General features: G+C 65.6%; 19 protein-coding genes. 3 read left to right on the top strand and 16 right to left on the bottom strand.

Annotated features, from left to right (window positions below; all coding sequences use genetic code 11):
- Window positions 1–52 precede the first annotated feature (52 nt).
- Window positions 53–757 (bottom strand): redox-sensing transcriptional repressor Rex, encoded by a 705-nt coding sequence (locus tag MRBLMD1_RS00630; protein ID WP_364396486.1) that lies wholly within the window; start codon window positions 755–757, stop codon window positions 53–55.
- Window positions 758–767: 10 nt separating this feature from the next.
- Complete coding sequence (locus MRBLMD1_RS00625) at window positions 768–1,022, bottom strand: glutaredoxin family protein (RefSeq protein WP_159630828.1); 255 nt, start codon at window positions 1,020–1,022, stop codon at window positions 768–770.
- Between the two features lie 78 nt (window positions 1,023–1,100).
- On the opposite strand from MRBLMD1_RS00625, the gene MRBLMD1_RS00620 reads away from it, so the two are divergent.
- Window positions 1,101–1,919, top strand: coding sequence for an HAD family hydrolase (locus tag MRBLMD1_RS00620; protein ID WP_159630826.1), 819 nt, complete (start codon window positions 1,101–1,103; stop codon window positions 1,917–1,919).
- Between the two features lie 104 nt (window positions 1,920–2,023).
- Here MRBLMD1_RS00620 and MRBLMD1_RS00615 read toward each other — a convergent pair whose 3' ends face one another.
- The 8 genes from MRBLMD1_RS00615 to MRBLMD1_RS00580 all read right to left on the bottom strand — a co-directional run bounded on the left by MRBLMD1_RS00615 (window position 2,024) and on the right by MRBLMD1_RS00580 (window position 10,191).
- Window positions 2,024–2,122 carry a 30S ribosomal protein bS22 gene (locus MRBLMD1_RS00615; RefSeq protein ID WP_003792170.1) on the bottom strand — a complete coding sequence of 33 codons (99 nt, stop codon included), beginning with the start codon at window positions 2,120–2,122 and terminating at the stop codon, window positions 2,024–2,026.
- A 151-nt stretch (window positions 2,123–2,273) separates the two neighbouring features.
- Window positions 2,274–2,486: a helix-turn-helix domain-containing protein gene (locus MRBLMD1_RS00610; protein ID WP_043452394.1), complete on the bottom strand. Its 213-nt coding sequence runs from the start codon at window positions 2,484–2,486 to the stop codon at window positions 2,274–2,276.
- 154 nt (window positions 2,487–2,640) lie between these two features.
- Entirely contained in the window at window positions 2,641–3,762 is a 1,122-nt protein-coding gene (locus tag MRBLMD1_RS00605; protein ID WP_159630824.1) for a 3-deoxy-7-phosphoheptulonate synthase, read from the bottom strand.
- Window positions 3,763–4,005: 243 nt separating this feature from the next.
- A complete protein-coding gene (locus MRBLMD1_RS00600; RefSeq protein WP_364396481.1) occupies window positions 4,006–5,025 on the bottom strand; it encodes an acetylxylan esterase in 1,020 nt (339 codons plus the stop codon).
- A 2-nt stretch (window positions 5,026–5,027) separates the two neighbouring features.
- On the bottom strand, window positions 5,028–6,512 hold the full coding sequence (locus tag MRBLMD1_RS00595) for a rhamnulokinase (RefSeq protein ID WP_364396478.1): 1,485 nt from the start codon (window positions 6,510–6,512) through the stop codon (window positions 5,028–5,030).
- Complete coding sequence (locus tag MRBLMD1_RS00590) at window positions 6,509–8,545, bottom strand: bifunctional aldolase/short-chain dehydrogenase (protein WP_364396475.1); 2,037 nt, start codon at window positions 8,543–8,545, stop codon at window positions 6,509–6,511. Before MRBLMD1_RS00590 ends, MRBLMD1_RS00595 begins: the two co-directional genes overlap by 4 nt.
- A 7-nt stretch (window positions 8,546–8,552) precedes the next feature.
- On the bottom strand, window positions 8,553–9,719 hold the full coding sequence (gene rhaI / locus MRBLMD1_RS00585) for an L-rhamnose isomerase (protein ID WP_364396472.1): 1,167 nt from the start codon (window positions 9,717–9,719) through the stop codon (window positions 8,553–8,555).
- Between the two features lie 127 nt (window positions 9,720–9,846).
- Window positions 9,847–10,191, bottom strand: coding sequence for an L-rhamnose mutarotase (locus tag MRBLMD1_RS00580; RefSeq protein WP_159630814.1), 345 nt, complete (start codon window positions 10,189–10,191; stop codon window positions 9,847–9,849).
- A 152-nt stretch (window positions 10,192–10,343) separates the two neighbouring features.
- On the opposite strand from MRBLMD1_RS00580, the gene MRBLMD1_RS00575 reads away from it, so the two are divergent.
- On the top strand, window positions 10,344–11,366 hold the full coding sequence (locus tag MRBLMD1_RS00575) for a LacI family DNA-binding transcriptional regulator (RefSeq protein ID WP_159630812.1): 1,023 nt from the start codon (window positions 10,344–10,346) through the stop codon (window positions 11,364–11,366).
- Window positions 11,367–11,379: 13 nt separating this feature from the next.
- On the opposite strand, the gene MRBLMD1_RS00570 is transcribed toward MRBLMD1_RS00575, so the two are convergent.
- A complete protein-coding gene (locus tag MRBLMD1_RS00570; protein WP_364396468.1) occupies window positions 11,380–11,757 on the bottom strand; it encodes an STAS/SEC14 domain-containing protein in 378 nt (125 codons plus the stop codon).
- A gap of 306 nt (window positions 11,758–12,063) precedes the next feature.
- On the opposite strand from MRBLMD1_RS00570, the gene MRBLMD1_RS00565 reads away from it, so the two are divergent.
- Window positions 12,064–12,630 (top strand): ABC transporter substrate-binding protein, encoded by a 567-nt coding sequence (locus tag MRBLMD1_RS00565; RefSeq protein WP_364396465.1) that lies wholly within the window; start codon window positions 12,064–12,066, stop codon window positions 12,628–12,630.
- Between the two features lie 64 nt (window positions 12,631–12,694).
- On the opposite strand, the gene MRBLMD1_RS00560 is transcribed toward MRBLMD1_RS00565, so the two are convergent.
- The 5 genes from MRBLMD1_RS00560 to MRBLMD1_RS00540 are packed head-to-tail and all read right to left on the bottom strand — an operon-like array spanning window position 12,695 to window position 17,507.
- Window positions 12,695–13,366: a DUF1961 family protein gene (locus tag MRBLMD1_RS00560; RefSeq protein WP_364396462.1), complete on the bottom strand. Its 672-nt coding sequence runs from the start codon at window positions 13,364–13,366 to the stop codon at window positions 12,695–12,697.
- On the bottom strand, window positions 13,366–14,094 hold the full coding sequence (locus MRBLMD1_RS00555; RefSeq protein ID WP_364396459.1) for a rhamnogalacturonan acetylesterase: 729 nt from the start codon (window positions 14,092–14,094) through the stop codon (window positions 13,366–13,368). The genes MRBLMD1_RS00560 and MRBLMD1_RS00555 overlap by 1 nt, the downstream gene beginning before the upstream one ends.
- A gap of 33 nt (window positions 14,095–14,127) precedes the next feature.
- Complete coding sequence (locus tag MRBLMD1_RS00550) at window positions 14,128–15,000, bottom strand: carbohydrate ABC transporter permease (RefSeq protein WP_364396456.1); 873 nt, start codon at window positions 14,998–15,000, stop codon at window positions 14,128–14,130.
- Between the two features lie 2 nt (window positions 15,001–15,002).
- The gene (locus tag MRBLMD1_RS00545; protein WP_364396453.1) at window positions 15,003–15,977 is read right to left on the bottom strand and encodes an ABC transporter permease; all 975 of its coding nucleotides are present in this window, start codon (window positions 15,975–15,977) and stop codon (window positions 15,003–15,005) included.
- Window positions 15,978–17,507, bottom strand: a complete 1,530-nt coding sequence (locus MRBLMD1_RS00540; protein WP_364396450.1) for an extracellular solute-binding protein — start codon at window positions 17,505–17,507, stop codon at window positions 15,978–15,980.
- Window positions 17,508–17,539 lie beyond the last annotated feature (32 nt).

Here is a 17,539-nt window from a genome sequence, read left to right as displayed (position 1 = left end):
GCGGCGGCCCGGGATGTCCAGCATCCCGGGCCGCCGCCTTTAAACCGTGCCCCTAGGCTGTCTGCCCCGGCGCCTGCGCCCGCTGGGCGTGGTAGGCCAGGATCTGCAGCTCCGTGGCCATGTCCACCTTGCGGAGGTTGACCCCTTCCGGAACCTGGAGCATTACCGGTGCGAAGCTGAGCACGCTGTGCACGCCCGCCGCCACCACCCGGTCGCAGATGCCCTGCGCCACCGCCGCAGGAAGCGCCAGCACCACCATGTTGGCCCCGGTGCGGTGGAGGACGGTCTCAAGGTCCGCGACGTCGCTGACCCGCAGCCATCCCACCTCGTTGCCCACCACCATCTGGTCCGCGTCGAAGATGGCCACCACATCGAAGCCACGCGATTCAAAGCCGCCGTAGCGTGCCAGCGCCTTGCCCAGGTTTCCGGCTCCGACGATGGCCACTTTCCAGTCATGCGTGAGCCCCAGGGCCGCGGCAATGTGGCGGCTGAGGTACTGGACCTCGTACCCCACTCCCCTGGTGCCGTAGGACCCCACGTGGGACAGGTCCTTGCGCAGCGTTGAGGAACTGACGCCGGAGGCTTCCGCCAAAGAGTCAGAGGAGACGCGCTCAACACCCTCGGCCAGCAGCGTGTTCAGGGCCCGGAGGTACAGGGTCAACCGGGCCACGGCAGCAGGGGGAATTTGCTTTGCCGGTGCACCCGCGGCATCCGGGACGCCCGGGACAGGCTGGGACGTTGAATCCAAGGACGTCACTCGCATCCCCCTAATTGGCCATGGCGCGCTGCAGGACGCGTTCCAGCCGGGCTTCGTCGATCTTCCAGAAGTCGCGCTGCACCCCGTCAACCAGGACCACGGGGATCTCTTCGGCGTAACGCTCCCGCAGTTCGGGCTGGTTGTCCACCAGCTCTTCGCTCCAGGTAAGGCCCAACGAGGCAGTGACCCGGCCGACGGCGTCGCGCGCCTCCTCGCAAAGGTGGCAGTCAGCTTTGGTGACCAGGACGACGCGGGGGGTAGCCATGGCTTAACGGTATCGCCGTTCGCGCCGTGCGGGTGACGCCGACGGCGGCCAGCGGGTGGATTGACTAGACTCAAGTCCATGCCCGAGGAGAAATACGTCGCCGTCGTCACGCGGCCGGTTGCTGCGCCGCAGCCCGGTGAAGCGGCGTTTTTCGATGTGGACAATACTTTGATGCGCGGCGCCAGCCTCTTCCACGTGGCGCGGAAGATGCACCAGCGCGGCGCGTTCACCCTGGCCCAGGCGGCCGGATTCGCGTGGAAGCAGTTCAAGTTCGTGGCGCGCGGTGAGAATATCGACGACGTCCATGCGGTCCGTGATTCGGCCCTGACGCTGGCCGCCGGCATCACCGTTGACGACATCAAGGCCCTCGGCGAAGAAGTCTACGACGAGATGATCGCATCGCGGATCTGGCCCGGCGCCAAGGCGTTGGCGGAACAGCACCTGCGGGTGGGCCGCCGCGTCTGGCTGGTGACGGCCACCCCCATCGAAGTGGCAACAGTCATCTCCACCCGGCTGGGGCTGACCGGAGCGCTCGGGACAGTAGGTGAGGTGTCGGACGGCATGTACACCGGGCGCCTGGTGGGGGACATCCTGCACGGCTCGGCCAAAGCCGTAGCGGTCCAGGGAATTGCGGACCAGGAGGGCCTGGACCTCAAACGCTGCTGGGCGTACAGCGATTCCTACAACGACGTGCCGCTGCTGTCACTGGTGGGACACCCCGTGGCCATCAACCCGGACGCCAAGCTTCGCCGGCACGCCCGGGACCGGAACTGGCCCGTTTATGACTTCCGCGCGGGCCGCCGCGCTGCCACGCTGGGCCTCAAGGCAGCAACCTTCGGCGGCGCTGTCTACGGCCTCTGGAAGGGCTTCGCCCGCATCCGCGGTCCCCGGGCATAAACCACCCTGCCGCAGCCAAAAGCCTGCAGTCTAAACCCTGAAGACAAAAAAATGCCCGCCGCCTTTGGAAGGCGACGGGCATTTCCACGCTGTTCGAAGTATCTCTACTTCTTGTTGCGGCGCTGGTGACGGGTCTTGCGAAGCAACTTGCGGTGCTTCTTCTTGGCCATACGCTTGCGACGCTTCTTGATAACTGAACCCACGAAAGTTCCTTACAAACTAGATGCAGTACCTGCCTGATGGGGAATGTCCGCGGACAAAGCTACGAACTGAACAACTGACAGATTCTTACAATGACGTAAAACGTTCCTTAACAGGGTACCGCTTATCGGGGGCGGCTCGGGACAGGCCGCCTCAGGCGGTCTCGGTGTGGCCGTCCACAACAGCACCTTTGAGGTACTGTTCGACGGCGTTTTCGGGGACACGGTAGGAGCGGCCGAAGCGCACCGCGGGCATTTCGCCTGAGTGAACCAGGCGGTAAACAGTCATTTTGGAGACGCGCATGACCTCGGCCACTTCAGCCACGGTCAGGAACTTCGCGTTGGAGAAGTTCTGTTCTGCCGACATTTCCCTATTTTCCTTTGCTGACGGATGGACAACAGTGACCCCAGGTACGTGCCAATGCGGTGTTCCGATGCTGAGCCATCCACCAACCACCTAAACAGATACTCTAGATGTTCATGTGGCAGATGTGAAAGTAGTGTTTCCCCTATTTCGCCCCCTAATTCGAGGCCCGGCGTTTCCGTGCCGACGCCGCCAGCTGCTCCAGGACTGACGCGGAAACATCCCAGTCCATGCAGGCGTCGGTAACGCTCTGGCCGTAGACCAGTTCCGCCCGTCCCGCGGCGTGTTCCGCAACGTCAAGGTTCTGGGCGCCGCCCACCAGGAAGCTTTCCAGCATCACACCGGCCACTGCCCGGGCCGCTGCGCCGCCTTCCTCAAGCTGGGCACCGATCTCCAGCGCCACCTCAGCCTGCCGGTGGTGGCTCTTGCCGCTGTTGGCGTGGCTCGCATCAACGATCAGGCGGGGGTTGAGCCCCTTGCCCGCCAGTTCGGTGGAGGCGCGTTCCACATCGGCCGCCGAGTAGTTGGGGCCCTTCCGGCCGCCGCGGAGGATGACGTGGGTGTCGGGGTTTCCTGCCGTTGCCACCAGCGCGGCCCGGCCTTCGCCGTCGATCCCCAGGAAGGCCTGGGCCGCCGCGGCGGCACCGCAGGCATCGATGGCAACCTGCAGGCCGCCGTCGGTCCCGTTCTTGAAGCCAATGGGCATGGAGAGCCCGGAAGCCAGCTGGCGGTGGATCTGGCTCTCGGTGGTGCGGGCACCGATGGCTCCCCAGGAGATCAGGTCCGCCATGTACTGCGGGCTGATCGGCTCCAGGAATTCAGTGGCGGTGGGCAGGCCCAGCGCCGTGACCTGCTGCAGGAATTGCCTGGCGGTGCGCAGGCCGGTCACCATGTCATGGCTGCCGTCCAGCCGCGGATCGTTGATCAGGCCCTTCCAGCCCACCGTGGTGCGCGGCTTCTCGAAGTAGGTCCGCATGACGATCAGCAGGTCTTCCTTGTGCTTCTCGGCCTGGCTGACCAGCCGGCGGGCGTACTCCAGCCCGGCCTTGGGATCGTGGATGGAGCAGGGGCCCACGATGACCAGCAGGCGGTCGTCCACGCCGTCCATGATGGCGCGCACTTCGTCGCGTCCGCGTTCGACGACGGCGGCCTCCCGGTCCCCCAGCGGCAGTTTGGTGAGAAGCGCCGACGGGGCGGGCAGCGCAGTGAATTCGCTGACGCGCAGGTTGGACGTGGACTTGGTGGCGCTGGCGGGGGCGGCTGCTGTTGCGGTGCTCATGTTCGGGGTCCTGTTCCAGATGGGAAGCGGGCCCGGATTTCAGAACCCGCCGGAGAAACGGCGAAGGGCAGAGAATGATCTCTGCCCTGTTGGCTCTGAAGGAAGTTGGATGCGTGTCAGTTAGACGCGGGCCCCTCCAGAGCCAACGAAAAATACGCATACCAACGGTTAGTCATGGAAGAGACCATAAACCCGGCACGCGGCGGCCGCAAAATCGGTTGCGTCACATTCCGGCGCCGCAGCCTACCCCAGGAGCTTCCGCAGGAACTGCAGCTGGCGGACCCAGTGGTGTTCCTGGCCGCCCTCATGGTTGTTGAACCGGTACACCTCAATGTCCTTCACGGCACCGGTGGCCGATGAGGCGTCGGTGCCGGTCCCGTAGGCGTTGTAGCTGGCGAACACCGTGGACGGCGGGCAGATGTCATCCATTTGCGCAGCCGAGTACAGCGCCGGAACGGTGGCCCAGCGGGCCAGGTTGACGCCGTCGAAATAGTTCAGGACGCCAAGTGCGGCGTCGTAGCGGTCCCGGTGCCGCGCCAGGAACTGGGCGATCTCCGGATAGGGCCCCCGCGGAGTGATGTCGATGGCACGGGGAAAGTCCTGCAGGAAGGGGACGTCGGGCAGCGCGGCGATGACGCCGTCGAGCCGTCCCGCGGTGAGCCCCGCCGTGGCCACCACCAGGCCACCGCCCTGGCTGACACCGGCCAGCACCACTTTGGCGGGATCGACGGCGGGGTGGGCCTGGGCAGCCTCCACCGCGCGGAAGGCGTCCACGTAGACACGGCGGTAGTAGTAGTCCTCCCGGCTGGCGATGCCCCTGGTCATGAGGCCCGCGTGCGCCACATCCCCCGCGGAGGGGTGGGGATCCGCGGTGTCCCCCAGCGTGCCGCCGTACCCCTGGCCCCGGGTGTCCATGATCAAGTGTGCGTACCCGGCCTGTGCCCACCGTGTGTCCTGGTTGGCCAGGCCGCGGCCGCCGGAATAGCCAATGTAGTTCACCACCACCGGCAGCCTGACGCCTGCCTCCCGGTTGGCCGGCAGGTGCAGCCAGCCTTTGACGGGCGCGCCGCCGAAGCCGGAGAAGGTGACGTCGAACGTATCGATCACCGTGAGGTAGTTGTCCACCGGTTCGAAGGTTGCGTCGAGCGGAAAGGCCCGCGCTTCGTCCAGGGTGGCATCCCAGAACGCCTTGAGGTCACCCGGCGGTGTGACCTCGGAGGTATAGCTGCGGAGCTGGGACAGGGGAAGGTCGAAGAGGGGCATTCCTAATTCACGCATCCTTGGCGCGCAGCGACAAGTGGCTGGTACCGGTCCAGGCTGGTCCCGGTGGCGACTATCCGGCGGAGCTCGGCCAGCCCGCCGTCGACGGCTCCGGCGGCCCGTGCCTGGACCAGCACGTTGCCCAGGGCGGTGGCTTCGACGGGTCCGGCCACCACCGGGCGCCCGGTGGCGTTGGCGGTGAGCTGGCAGAGCAGGGTGTTCTGGGAGCCGCCGCCCACCACGTGCACCACGTCCACTTCACGGTTGGCGAGGCGTTCAGCAGTGGTGATGGTCCTGGCGTAGCCGGCCGCGAGGCTGTCCATGATGCAGCGGGTGATGGCCGCGGGATCATCGGCCAGGACCTCGCCGGTACGGCGGACCGCCGCGCGGATGCGCCCTGGCATGTTGTCCGGGGCGATGAAGTACGGGTCGTCGGCATTAATCCGCGGCCCGCCGACGGGGAGGGCCGCAGCGGCGGTGAGCAGGGCGGCGAGGTCGGGCTGGAAGCCTTCACCGGCCCAGGTGCGCTGGCATTCGCTCAGCAGCCACAGTCCGCCCACGTTCCGCAGGTAGCGGATGGTGCCGTCCACGCCGCGTTCATTTGTGAAGTTGGCTTCCCGGCTGGCCCCGGTGAGGACCGGATGCTTCAGTTCCAGCCCCACCAGGGACCACGTGCCGGAGGAGATGTACGCGAAGTTCTCCCCGCGGCCACCGTCTGCCACGGCGGGAACGGCCACGACGGCGGAGGCAGTGTCGTGCGAGCCCACCGCCACCACAGGGGTCTCCGGCGGGAGGTCCACTTGCCCGGCGATGTCCGGCAGGAGTGTTCCGACGGTTTCGCCGGGCTGGATCAGCGGCGGGAACAGGTCCTTCCGCAGTCCCAGCGTCGCGAAGAATTCGGTGGCCCATTCCCCCGCCACGGCGTCAAACAGGCCGGTGGTGGAGGCGTTGGTGGCCTCGGTCCGCCGCACCCCGGTGAGCAGGAACGCAATCAGGTCCGGGATCAGGAGGGCCTGCAGCCCGTCCAGGTCCTTCTCAGTGGCCAGCTGGTAGATGGTGTTGAACTGCAGGAACTGCAGCCCCGTGGTTTGGTACAGGCGGGCGGGGTCCAGCTTGGCGTGGACGGGCGCGACGGCGGTCCTGCTGCGGTCGTCGCGGTAGCTGTACGGCTGCGCCACGAGGTTCCCCGCGCTGTCCACAAGCCCGTAGTCCACGGCCCAGGTGTCGATGCCAACGCTGGCGATCTTTTCGCCCCGGGCTGCCGCCGCCGCGGCGGCCGCACGGAGTCCCGCCAGCACCTCCGCGAACAGTGCGTCGAAGTCCCAGCGGAGGCCGCCGTCGCGCTCCACCACTCCGTTGGGGAACCGGTGGACGGTTTCCAGCGCCACCCCGTCCCGGGAGACGCGGCCCAGGATCACCCGCCCGGAGGAGGCGCCGATGTCGACGGCGGCGAACACCCCACCCTCGGCGTCGAGTGGCAACGTACTCACCGCAGGAAGGCTGCCGCCACTCCGGCGTCCACGGGAATGTGCAGGCCGGTGGTGTGGGACAGTTCGTTGCTGGTGAGGACGGCGGCGGCGTTGGCCACGTGCTCGGGCAGGACTTCGCGCTTAAGCAGGGTGCGCTGCGCGTAGTACTCGCCCAGCTTTTCCTCGTCCACGCCATAGACCGCGGCACGTTTGGCGCCCCAGCCGCCGGCGAAGATCCCGGAGCCTCGGACCACACCGTCGGGGTTGATGCCGTTCACGCGGATGCCGTGCTCGCCCAGCTCGGCGGCGAGCAGGCGCACCTGGTGGGCCTGGTCTGCCTTGGTGGCGGAGTAGGCGATGTTGTTGGGGCCGGCGAACACGGAGTTTTTGGAGGAGATGTAGATGATGTCCCCGCCCATGCCCTGCGCGATCATGACCTTCGCCGCGGCCTTGGCCACCAGGAACGAGCCTTTTGCCATGACGTTGTGCTGGAGGTCCCAGTCCTTTTCGGTGGTTTCCATCAGCGGCTTGGAGATGGACAGGCCGGCGTTGTTGACCACCAGGTCCACGCCGCCGAACGCCAGGACAGCAGCGTCGATGGCCGCGGACACCTGCGCCTCGTCGGTGACATCTGCCTGGACCCCGATGGCGACGTCGGCACCGCCCAGCTCCTCGGCGACCTTTTGTGCGTTTTCAAGGTTGAGGTCGGCAATGACGACGCACGCGCCGTCGGACGCCAACCGTGTGGCGATGGCCTTGCCGATGCCGGACGCGGCACCGGTCACCAGGGCAACCCGGGTGGCGTGGGATTTCGGCTTGGGCATCCGGGCCAGTTTGGCTTCCTCCAGCGCCCAGTACTCGATGCGGAACTTTTCGGATTCCTCGATCGGGGCGTAGGTGGAGATGGCCTCCGCGCCGCGCATGACGTTGATTGCGTTGAGATAGAACTCGCCGGCCACCCGGGCGGTCTGCTTGTTCGCCCCAAAGGAGAACATGCCCACGCCGGGGACCAGCACGATGGCCGGATCCGCGCCGCGCAGGGCCGGACTGTCCGCGTCCTTGTGCCGGTCGTAGTAGGCCTGGTAGTCCTCGCGGTAGGCGGTGTGGAGTTCTGTGAGCCGTGAGATCGAGTCCTCGATGGAGGTGTCGGCCGGCAGGTCCAGGATCAGCGGCTTGACCTTGGTGCGCAGGAAGTGGTCCGGGCAGGAGGTCCCCAGGGCGCCCAGCCTTGGGTGCTCCGCGGACTCCAGGAAGTCAAGGACGACGGCGTCATCGCTGAAGTGCCCCAGCTGCGGCCTGTCCGTGGAGGCCAGGCCGCGGATCACCGGTGCCAGGGCTGCGGCCTTGGCACGGCGTTCGGCTTCGGGCAGGGCCGCGTAGCCGGGAAGCCTGGCACCGAAGGGCTCGGCCTTCCCATTCTCTGCAATGTACTTTTCGGCCTGGTCGATGATCCACAGCGAGTTCTGCTCTGCTTCTTCGCTGGTGGCGCCCCAGGCGGTGATGCCGTGGCCGCCCAGGATGGTGCCGATGGCCTGCGGGTTGGCGTCCTTGATCGCGGCGATGTCCAGGCCCAGCTGGAAACCGGGACGGCGCCAGGGAACCCAGACCACCTTGTCACCGAAGATCTTGGTGGTCAGCGCCTCCCCGTCCACAGCCGTCGCAATGGCGATGCCGGAGTCCGGGTGCAAGTGGTCAACGTGCGCGGCGTCCACCAGGCCGTGCATGGCAGTGTCGATCGATGGGGCGGCCCCGCCTTTGCCGTGCAGGCAGTAATCGAACGCGGCCACCATCTCGTCTTCCCGTTCCACGCCCGGGTAGACATTCTTCAAAGCGTTCAGCCGGTCCAGGCGCAGCACCGCAAGGTTCTGCTCCTTCAGGGTGCCCAGGTCACCGCCGGAACCCTTGACCCAGAGCAGCTGGACGTCGTCGCCCGTGACGGGGTCCTTTTCGGTGCCCTTGGCGGAGGTGTTGCCGCCGGCGTAGTTCGTGTTCCGCTTGTCCGCGCCAAGGCGGTTGGAACGGGAGATCAGGTCTTCCACAGTTTTGTTCGTCATAGCTGAATCAGGCGCCCCATCCGGCTTGCTGGCCGCCCACGCGGTCCTCGTTGATCTGTTTCTGGTAACCGCTCGCCTTGAAGGCGGCGATCGGGTCCGCGGGCAGGCCGCGGGATTCACGCCACTCGGCCAGGATGGGCCGGACGTCGGTGTAGAAGGCATCGTTGAAGATGCCGTTGGCGGCCAGGACATCGCCGGCACGCTGCGCTTCGCCCAGGGCGGCCGTGTCCACCAGCAGGGCGCGCAGCGTCATTTCCTGGACATTGAGCACGGAGCGGATCTGGCCGGGGATCTTCTCTTCCAGGTTGTGGCACTGGTCCAGCATGAGCGCCACACCGGAGTCCTTGCCGTACCCGCCGCCCCGGATCACTTCGTGCATGATGCGGAACAGCTGGAACGGGTCGGCGGCACCCACGATCAGGTCGTCGTCGGCGTAGAAGCGGGAGTTGAAGTCGAAGGAACCCAGCTTGCCCAGGCGCAGCAGCTGCATCACGATGAACTCGATGTTGGTGCCCGGCGCATGGTGGCCGGTGTCCAGGCAGACGAACGCCTTCTCCCCCAAGGCCAGGGTCTGGGCGTAGGAGGTGCCCCAGTCCGGCACGTCCGTGTGATAGAACGCCGGCTCAAAGAATTTGTACTCCAGCACCAGGCGCTGCCCATCCCCCAGGGCCGCATAGATCTCCTGCAGGGACTCAGCCAGCCGGTCCTGGCGGCCGCGGATGTCATCCTGGCCCGGGTAGTTGGTGCCGTCCGCCAGCCAGATCTTCAGGTCCTGCGAACCCGTGGCGTGCATGATGTCGATGCACTCGAGGTGGTGGTCGATGGCCCGGCGCCGGACGGCCTGGTTGGAGGAAGTGAGGGAGCCAAACTTGTACTCATCATCCTGGAAGGTGTTGGAGTTGATGGTGCCCAGGCCCACGCCCAGCCCCGCCGCATACTCCCGGAGGGCGGAGTAGTCGTCCACCTTGTCCCACGGGATGTGCAGCGCCACAGTGGGGGCCAGGCCGGTCAGCTCGTGGACCTTGGCGGCGTCCGCCAGCTTCTCCTGGACCGTCCGCGGCGTGCCGGGCGTGCCGAACACCTTGAACCGCGTACCTGAATTTCCATAGGCCCACGAAGGGACCTCGATGGCAAGCTCCCCGAGCCTGCCCAGCGCCGTTGCTACGTCGTTCATGTTGGTTCTTTCCGGTGTTGAGCGTCTGTCTGATGCGTTTGGTTGGTGCCCCGCTGCTGGAGCGTGCCTGCTGGCAGTTGCCTGCTGTTCCGGTGCGCCGGTGGTCCTGCGTCCCGCGTCCTGCCGGTCAGCCTGCGGGGGGCTGTGCCGCCAGCTGGCTGTTGAGATTGAAGACTTCCTCCAGCACCTGGAACCCTTCGTCGGGCGCCTGGCCGGAGTCCTCGAACAGGGTTGCCATCTCGGCCTGCCAGCGGGCGTTCACCTCCGTCAGGGCCATGCGGGCGCGGACGGCGTCAAAGTCGTCGCACTCCACGTACCCCACCAGGAGCCCGTCCCCGCCCAGGAACAGGGAGTAGTTGTGCCACCCCGCCTCCTTGAGGGCGTTCAGCATTTCCGGCCACACTGCGGCGTGCCGGCGCCGGTATTCATCGATCAGCGCCGGCTGGACCGAGGAACGGAAACACACCCTCATCCGGACTCCTCCTCAAACTTCCCAAAGTTTTGAATCGTTTCATTGGTACGATTCAAAGTACTCTTGGAGTTGAGCAGGTGTCAAGCAATGGCAGAAACTTTTGATTACCCGCGCGGAAGCTCCCGCGGCGGGCAGGTCGGCACGGAGAATCGATGAACCGCACAGCCAGTATCAAGGACGTGGCCACCCACGCGGGCGTGGCCGTGGGGACGGTGTCCAATGTCCTCAACTATCCCGACAGGGTGTCCGACCGGACCAAGGAACGGGTCCTGCGCTCCATCGACGAACTGGGGTTTGTCCGCAACGACGCCGCCCGCCAACTCCGTGTTGGCCACAGCCGCACCATCGGGCTCATCGTCCTGGACGTAGGCAACCCGTTCTTCACCTCCGTGGTCCGCGCGGCGGAGGACGCCGCAGCGCTGCAGGGAAGCGCCGTCCTGCTGGGCGACAGCGGCCACAATGCCGGCCGCGAGGCGAATTACATTGACCTCTTCCAGGAGCAGCGCGTGCAGGGCCTGCTGATCTCGCCGGTGGGCGATGTAACGGAAAGGCTGGACCTCCTCCGCGAGCGCGGCGTGCCAACGGTCCTGGTGGACCGGCTGGCTGACGAGTCCAAGTTCAGCTCGGTAGCCGTGGATGACGACGCCGGAGGCTACCTGGCTGCCCGGCACCTGCTGGACACCGGCCGCCGTCGGCTGGCTTTTGTTGGCGGCCCCATGTCCATCCGGCAGGTCGCGGACCGGCTCCAGGGGGCCCAGCGGGCCGTGAAGGAGGAGCCGGACGCCAGCCTCGAGGTGCTGGATGCTGAAGGGCAGACCGTCCTGGCTGGGCGCAGCGTCGGCGACATGCTGGTGGAGCGCGGGCGGGCTGAACTGCCCGAGGGGATTTTCTGCGCCAACGACCTCCTGGCCCTGGGCGTCATGCAGTCGCTCACTATGACGCACACGTTCCGGATCCCGGAGGACGTGGCGCTGATTGGCTATGACGACATCGACTTTGCCATCTCCGCGGTGGTTCCCCTGTCCTCCATCCGCCAGCCCACCGAACTGCTGGGCCGGACAGCCATCGAACTGCTGTCCGAAGAGGTGGAGTCCCAAAATCCCGTCCACCGGTCCGTAGTGTTCACGCCGGAGCTGGTGGTCCGCCAGAGCACGGCCGCGCCGGCCGCCGGCTGATCAGCCGGGCGCCCTACTTTCCCGTCTGCTGCAGCCACTTCATGGACTCGTCCCGGGACGTGAAGAAGCGGGTAGGGCAGGGCGGATTATGGACTCCCAGGAAGAAATTCGCGATGATCCGGTCCACCGGGCTCGATCCAAGCAGGGCAATCCGGTTGGCGGCGCAGGGGATGGAGAACACCGAGCGGGCCTGGATGCTGACGTTCTCCGTGGTGGCCATGTCCACCAGCATTGGATAGTTGCCGTCCCCTGCTATGCGGTTCACCGCAGCCATCGCCGCCTGTGCGTCCTCGACTTCTATGCGGACTTTGGGCTCCCACATGAGGTGGATGACGCCGTCAGCGCGCAGTTCCACGGTTCCCTTGCCGCCGTCGACCATTATGGGCTCCATACCCCGCCTCCCTCCAGTGGGCAGTTCCTGAACCCCTCTATCTTGCACCAGGCCGCCCGGCCAAGGCGTCCTGGCGCCCGACAAACACTGCCGCAACCCCAACTTGACTACTCAGCATGCTTACTAATAGGTTGATCGACGTGCCCGTGGCCTGGATCACCATCCGGAGCTGCGTGTCGCGGCCCGACAGGGCTGCATCTGAAACAAGTGCATTTGAAATAACCAGTTCCGCCGGGGTTCTCCATGGGGGCGGAGCCTCGGGGGGTTCAGAGCGCCGCAACCCGGCGCTGAAAGGATTTACCGAAAATGCGAACAAAGGTCTCAGCTTCAGTCACTGCCATTGCCCTCTCCGGCGCCATGCTCTTCGGCATGGCAGGCCCGGCGACGGCAGCAGCACCCGCCGCTCCTTCTGCCGCTTCCCAGTCATCCCAGACAGCCAACGTCACTGGAACCATCAACCAGACCATTGACGGCGTGGGCACCTTCGTGGGCTCGTTTACGCCATCCAACTTCAGCGTCCAGAACGGCCAGCTGACCGTCACCGGCTTGGTGCAGGGCACCCTCACCGATCTTGCCGGCTTGGCCACTCCGGTGAGCCAGACCGTGACCACCACGGCTGCTGCGGCCCCCACCACCAACGCCGCGACGGCCACAGGAGGCGGTTGCGACGTCGTGAACCTGGTCCTCGGGCCGCTGCACCTGGACGTCCTGGGGCTCAATGTCGACCTGAACCAGGTGGTCCTGGACATTGTTGCGCAGTCGGGAGCGGGCAAACTTGTCGGCAACCTGCTCTGCGCCGTCACCGGGCTCCTTGACGGCGGCAATGGCCCCAGCGGCCTGGCCAACCTGCTCAACCGGCTGCTGGGGCTCTAGTTCCCGGCAGTCCACAAGGCAGCAAGATGGGCAGTCCCCCGGGACTGCCCATCGTCGTTTTCGCCTAAATCTTCGCCACCACCAGGTTGCGGTAGGCCGCCCGGAGCGGGGCCATCTGCCGGAAACCAATCCGGCCGCCGCCGAGCACCTTCGACGACGGATCCTGCCACTTGAAGAGCAGCAGCCCATTGATGGAAAACGCCGCCAGGGGCCCGTCCTTCACCAGTTCCAGGCGGTAGAAGTCCGTGGCATCCTCCGCGGGCGGCAACGGGTCCGCGCCCTGCGCCACCAGCTCGAAGCCGGCACTTTTGCGCAGGTTGCAGGTGCGGAACGCGCGCTCGGACGGGAACTTGTGGCGGAAATAGGAGACGTGCAGGGCATCGATATCACCCGAATGGTACTGGGGGTAGTAGCCCGTCCTGGGCGCGAGGGCCGGGCTGAAGAGGTCCTGCCCGCGGTGTCCGGTGGCCGCGAAGAACAGCATGGCCAGGCCCGGCTCGGCGAGCGGGCGGAATTCCCAGCTGATGCGGATGCCGTCCGGGAAGTTCTCCGGGCACCACAACGTCCAGTGCGCGTGGTCGCCGAATTCCTGGTCGTCCAGCGCACCGGAGAGCTCCAGGGAACCCTCGTGGCTGCCGCCGCGCAACGGCCCTTCCGCTACCCATCCAGCCACGTCATCGGGCCCCGCCAGCGGGTTGCTGTAGAGGATCCGCTCCCTGACCGCTGCGGCCCCCACTAGGCGCGTCCCGCCGTCGTACTCATTCCCCAGGTGCCGGCCGGCTCCGCCTCTCCAGCCGGCCCGTACCCCAGCCGGCGCAGCTGCCGCGCCACCTCCCCGGCCACCAGCGAGGCACCGTGCCGGGAGAAATGCGTATTGTCCGCCAGGCCGCCCGGCCAATGCGCATGCTCCCCCGGCGCGAAGTGGCAGAAGAGCTCCCTCGATCCGTCCCGGCCCAGCCGGAGATACAGGTGGCGGGTCCACGCGTTGAGGTCCACCACGGGGACCCCGAGCTCCTGCCCCAGTTCGCGGACCACCTCCGGATAGTCCTCCAGGCTCTCTGCGAGGACGTCCGACGACGGCCCCTCCCCCGGGTGCCTGGCGTCCAGGAAGTGCCGGCGCTCCACGGAGGTGCACAACACCACTGCCGAGCCCCGGGCGCGCACCTCCCCCACCATGGTTCGCAGGTTGGCCGCGTAGCCGGTGCGGGCGGCCAGGTGCGGCTTCTTCTGGTCGTTGTGGCCGAACTGGATGAGCACGGCATCGTCCGGGCCTGCTTCGGTGAGCAGCTCCGCCCAGAGCCCCTCAGTGCGGAAGGATTCGGTGTCGGCGCCGCCCTTGGCGAAGTTGTGTACCGTGCCCCACGTGCAGGTGAAGGGTGCCAGCTGCGCTCCCCAGCCGCTCATGGGGAACTCGTGCGTGGGACAGTTGGCAACGGTGGAATCTCCGGCCAGCAGGATTTTCATGGTGGTTCTTTCCTTTGATGCCCGCGGGCAGAGTCAGCCTTTGACGGAGCCGATGAGCATGCCCTTGGCGAAATGCTTTTGCAGGAACGGGTAGAAGATGAGGATGGGCAGGGTGGCCACCACGATCACCGCGAACTTGATGCCTTGCTCCGGCGGGATGTAATTGGGGTCCACGTTGCCCGTGCCCAACAGGTCCGACGCCGCCGTAACCTGGCGCAGGTACATCTGGAGGGTCCACTTGGAGTTGTCGCTCAGGTAGAGCAGGGGCGACATGAAGTCGTTCCAGATGCCCACGGCGTAGAACAGCGCGAAAGTGGCCAGGACCGGCTTGGACAGCGGCAGCAGGATCCGCCACAGGATCCCGATCTCGGTGGCGCCGTCCATCTTGGCCGATTCCTCCAGTTCGGCAGGGAGTTCCTGGAAGAAGTTCTTGATGATGATCAGGCTGAACGGGTTGATGGCCGCCGGCAGGATCAGGGCCCAGTAGGAGTTGAGCAGGCCCAGGTCCTTGACCAGCAGGAACGTGGGGATCATGCCGCCGGAGAAGACCATGGCAAAGACCACCAGGGACAGGATGGCATTCCTGCCCCGCAGGGTTTTCTTGGCCAGCGGGTAGGCCATGGTCACGGTGAAGGCCAGCTGGACCAGGGTGCCCACCGCGGTGACCAGAATGGTGGTCACCAGGGCGCGCACGAACGCCGGGGTGGCGAAGATGTATTCGTAGGAGCCCAGGGTGAACTGTTCGGGCCAGACGAAGAATGCCCGGCGCGTGATCTCGGCTTCGGTGGCAAACGATCCGGCGAAGACGTACACGAACGGCAACAGGGTGATGAGGCCGATCAGGGACAGGAAGACGTAGTTGGCGACGTCAAAGATACGGCCGCCGCGGGTGTTGTGGATTTTCATGGCTAGAACAGTCCGCTCTGGTTGAATCGCTTGGCCAGCCAGTTGGTGCCGAAGATCAGCACGATGCCCACCAGCGATTTGAACAGGCCCACGGCGGTGGAGTAGCTGTAGGCGCCCTGCGTGATGCCTACGAAGTAGACGTACGTGTCAAAGACATCCGCCACCTCACGGTTCAGCGCGTTGGTCATCAGATAAATCTGTTCGAACCCGGTGTTGAGCATCTGCCCGATGGCCAGGATCAGCATCACGATGATCGTGGAACGGATCGCGGGAAGCGTGATGTGCCAGACGCGCCGGAACCGGCCCGCGCCGTCGATGATCGCGGCTTCGTACTGGTCCTGGTCCACAGTGGAAAGGGCGGCCAGGAAGATGATGGTGCCCCAGCCGGTGTTCTTCCAGATCTCCTGCAGCACGATCAGTGGCCGGAACCAGGCGGGATCTGACAGGAAGTCGATGTGCGTGCCCATGGCGTTGTTCAGGAACTGGAACAGCGGCCCGATGTCCAGGGCAAACAGCAGGAAGCTCAGCGACGCCACGATGGTCCAGGACAGGAAGTGCGGGATGTACACCAGTGTCTGGACCGTGCGCTTGAGGATGGACAGCCGGACTTCGTTCAGCAGCAGCGCCAGGATGATGGTCAGCGGGAAGGCCACCCCCAGGTTCAGGAAGGCCAGGATCAGGGTGTTGCCCAGCAGCCGCGGGAAGTCCGGGTTGGCGAAGAAGTCCTCGAAGTTCCGGAACCCCACCCACGGGCTGCCGTTGACGCCCAGGAACGGGACGTAGTCCTTGAAGGCGATGCTGACACCGTACATGGGGGCGTAGCGGAACACCGCGAAGTACACCACGCCAGGCAGCAGCAGAAGGTACAGCCATTTGTAGTGCGCGAAATGGACGGAGAACCTGCCCCCGTTCGGGGGAGCGGGAGCGGTCCTGCGCGTCCGCTCCCCGGCGAGGGTGTCAATGACAGGGGCTGCCATTTACTTGTTGTCCTGCCAGAGCTTGTTGATTTCTTCCTTGACCTTGTTGCCGCCGCTGGTGTCCCACAGCTTGATGGCATCCTTGAGGCCCTGTTCATCGATCTGTCCGGCCAGGTACTTGATCCGGGCGTCGGCCACAATGTTGTCCAACTGGGCACCCTTGGCCACATAGGTGGCCGAAACGTAGGGTGCGGCCGGGTTGTAGACGGCGCTCTTGAGGTCTTGGGCCATGACGTCGGTCCGCTTGTCGAAGACCTGCTGCTCGTAGTCGGAGGCCTGCTTCACCGGGTAGAACTCGTTGCCGGCAACGTTCATGCCCAGCTGGGCGTAGCTCTTGATGTCGGTGGTGACGGCCTTGCCCTCCGGCGTCTCCGGTTTGATGGTGGCGGCCTTGCCGGCCTCCACCGTAAAGTTCACGCCCTCGATGCCGTTGTTCAGCAGGACCGCAACATCCTTGCCGTTCATGGTGTTGAGGAAGGCCAGGACCTTGTCCAGTTCAGCCTCGCTCTTGACGCTGGCCTTGGGGATCGCAAGGAAGCCTGAGTAGCCGTCGGTGGGGTGGGCGTGCAGTTTGCCGTCCGGGCCTTCGAGGTTGCCCACGAAGCCCACTTTGTTCTGGAAGTTGGTGGGGTCTGCCTGCTTGAAGAGGTTGATGAGCACGCTCACCCGGGAATCGACGTCGACGATGATGCCGCCCTTGCCGTTGAAGAACGGCTCGTTCCACTTGGTGCTGTCGAAGGTGGCGAAGTCGGGGTTGATGAGCTTTTCGTCAACCATCTTCTTGATGAAACGGTCCGCCTCGAGGAACTCGTCGGTTTCGAAGCTGGGGATAAGCTTCCCGTCCCGCTCCGTCCAGCGGTTCCCGGCGCCGTACCATTCCTCGATCAGGTCGTAGGGGCTGTTGGTGCCCAGCGCACCCCACTTGGGGATGGTGATGCCGTAGGTGTCATTGACGCCATTGCCGTCCGGATCCTGCTCGGTGAAGGCCTTTGCCACCTTGTACAGGTCCTCCGTGGTTTTGGGCGGCTGCAGGCCCAGCTTGTCCAGCCAGTCCTGCCGGAACATGACGGCCGCACGCATGGGGGAACGGCCGCGGAAGACGCCGTAAACCTTGCCGTTGACGCTGGCGTTCTTCTGGATGTCCGGGAAAGTGGTCTTGAGGTTGGGGTACTTGTCCAGCTTGTCGGTGAGGTCCCAGAACGCGCCCGCCTGGGCGTTCTTGACGAAGCCGGGTGTTTTGCCCTGGATCACCATGACCTGCGGAATGTCGGATCCCGCCAGCGTGATGTTGGTCTTGTCCTCGTAGGAGGCGTTCGGCGCCCAGTTGATCTTGACCTGTTTGCCGGTGAGCTCCTCCAGCTTCTTCTGCACCGCGCCGTCCGCTGCAGGCGGCTGGGCCTCCAGGAATGGGGCCATGATGGACACCGAAGTGAGGTCCGCGGCCGGGGCGTCCCCGCCGCTGCAGGCGGTGAGGGACAGCGCCGTGGCCGTTACGACGGCGGCGGCCAGGGAGAGTTTGCGATGGATCATATGTCGTCCTTTTCCACTTCTTTGGGGTTTGT

It is taken from the genome of Pseudarthrobacter sp. LMD1-1-1.1 (assembly GCF_040676255.1).
Lineage (GTDB): Bacteria > Actinomycetota > Actinomycetes > Actinomycetales > Micrococcaceae > Arthrobacter.
This window is presented reverse-complemented; position numbering and strand designations above follow the sequence as displayed.

Excerpts from the sequence above, each read along its gene's own strand:
- MRBLMD1_RS00570 (WP_364396468.1), bottom strand. The coding sequence starts at position 11,757 with ATGGAGCCCATAATGGTCGACGGCGGCAAGGGAACCGTGGAACTGCGC.
- MRBLMD1_RS00605 (WP_159630824.1), bottom strand. The coding sequence starts at position 3,762 with ATGAGCACCGCAACAGCAGCCGCCCCCGCCAGCGCCACCAAGTCCACG.
- MRBLMD1_RS00590 (WP_364396475.1), bottom strand. The coding sequence starts at position 8,545 with ATGACGAACAAAACTGTGGAAGACCTGATCTCCCGTTCCAACCGCCTT.
- MRBLMD1_RS00550 (WP_364396456.1), bottom strand. The coding sequence starts at position 15,000 with ATGAAAATCCACAACACCCGCGGCGGCCGTATCTTTGACGTCGCCAAC.
- MRBLMD1_RS00620 (WP_159630826.1), top strand. The coding sequence starts at position 1,101 with ATGCCCGAGGAGAAATACGTCGCCGTCGTCACGCGGCCGGTTGCTGCG.
- MRBLMD1_RS00555 (WP_364396459.1), bottom strand. The coding sequence starts at position 14,094 with ATGAAAATCCTGCTGGCCGGAGATTCCACCGTTGCCAACTGTCCCACG.
- MRBLMD1_RS00580 (WP_159630814.1), bottom strand. The coding sequence starts at position 10,191 with ATGAGGGTGTGTTTCCGTTCCTCGGTCCAGCCGGCGCTGATCGATGAA.
- rhaI (WP_364396472.1), bottom strand. The coding sequence starts at position 9,719 with ATGAACGACGTAGCAACGGCGCTGGGCAGGCTCGGGGAGCTTGCCATC.
- MRBLMD1_RS00540 (WP_364396450.1), bottom strand. The coding sequence starts at position 17,507 with ATGATCCATCGCAAACTCTCCCTGGCCGCCGCCGTCGTAACGGCCACG.
- MRBLMD1_RS00600 (WP_364396481.1), bottom strand. The coding sequence starts at position 5,025 with ATGCCCCTCTTCGACCTTCCCCTGTCCCAGCTCCGCAGCTATACCTCC.
- MRBLMD1_RS00610 (WP_043452394.1), bottom strand. The coding sequence starts at position 2,486 with ATGTCGGCAGAACAGAACTTCTCCAACGCGAAGTTCCTGACCGTGGCT.
- MRBLMD1_RS00625 (WP_159630828.1), bottom strand. The coding sequence starts at position 1,022 with ATGGCTACCCCCCGCGTCGTCCTGGTCACCAAAGCTGACTGCCACCTT.
- MRBLMD1_RS00565 (WP_364396465.1), top strand. The coding sequence starts at position 12,064 with ATGCGAACAAAGGTCTCAGCTTCAGTCACTGCCATTGCCCTCTCCGGC.
- MRBLMD1_RS00545 (WP_364396453.1), bottom strand. The coding sequence starts at position 15,977 with ATGGCAGCCCCTGTCATTGACACCCTCGCCGGGGAGCGGACGCGCAGG.
- MRBLMD1_RS00575 (WP_159630812.1), top strand. The coding sequence starts at position 10,344 with ATGAACCGCACAGCCAGTATCAAGGACGTGGCCACCCACGCGGGCGTG.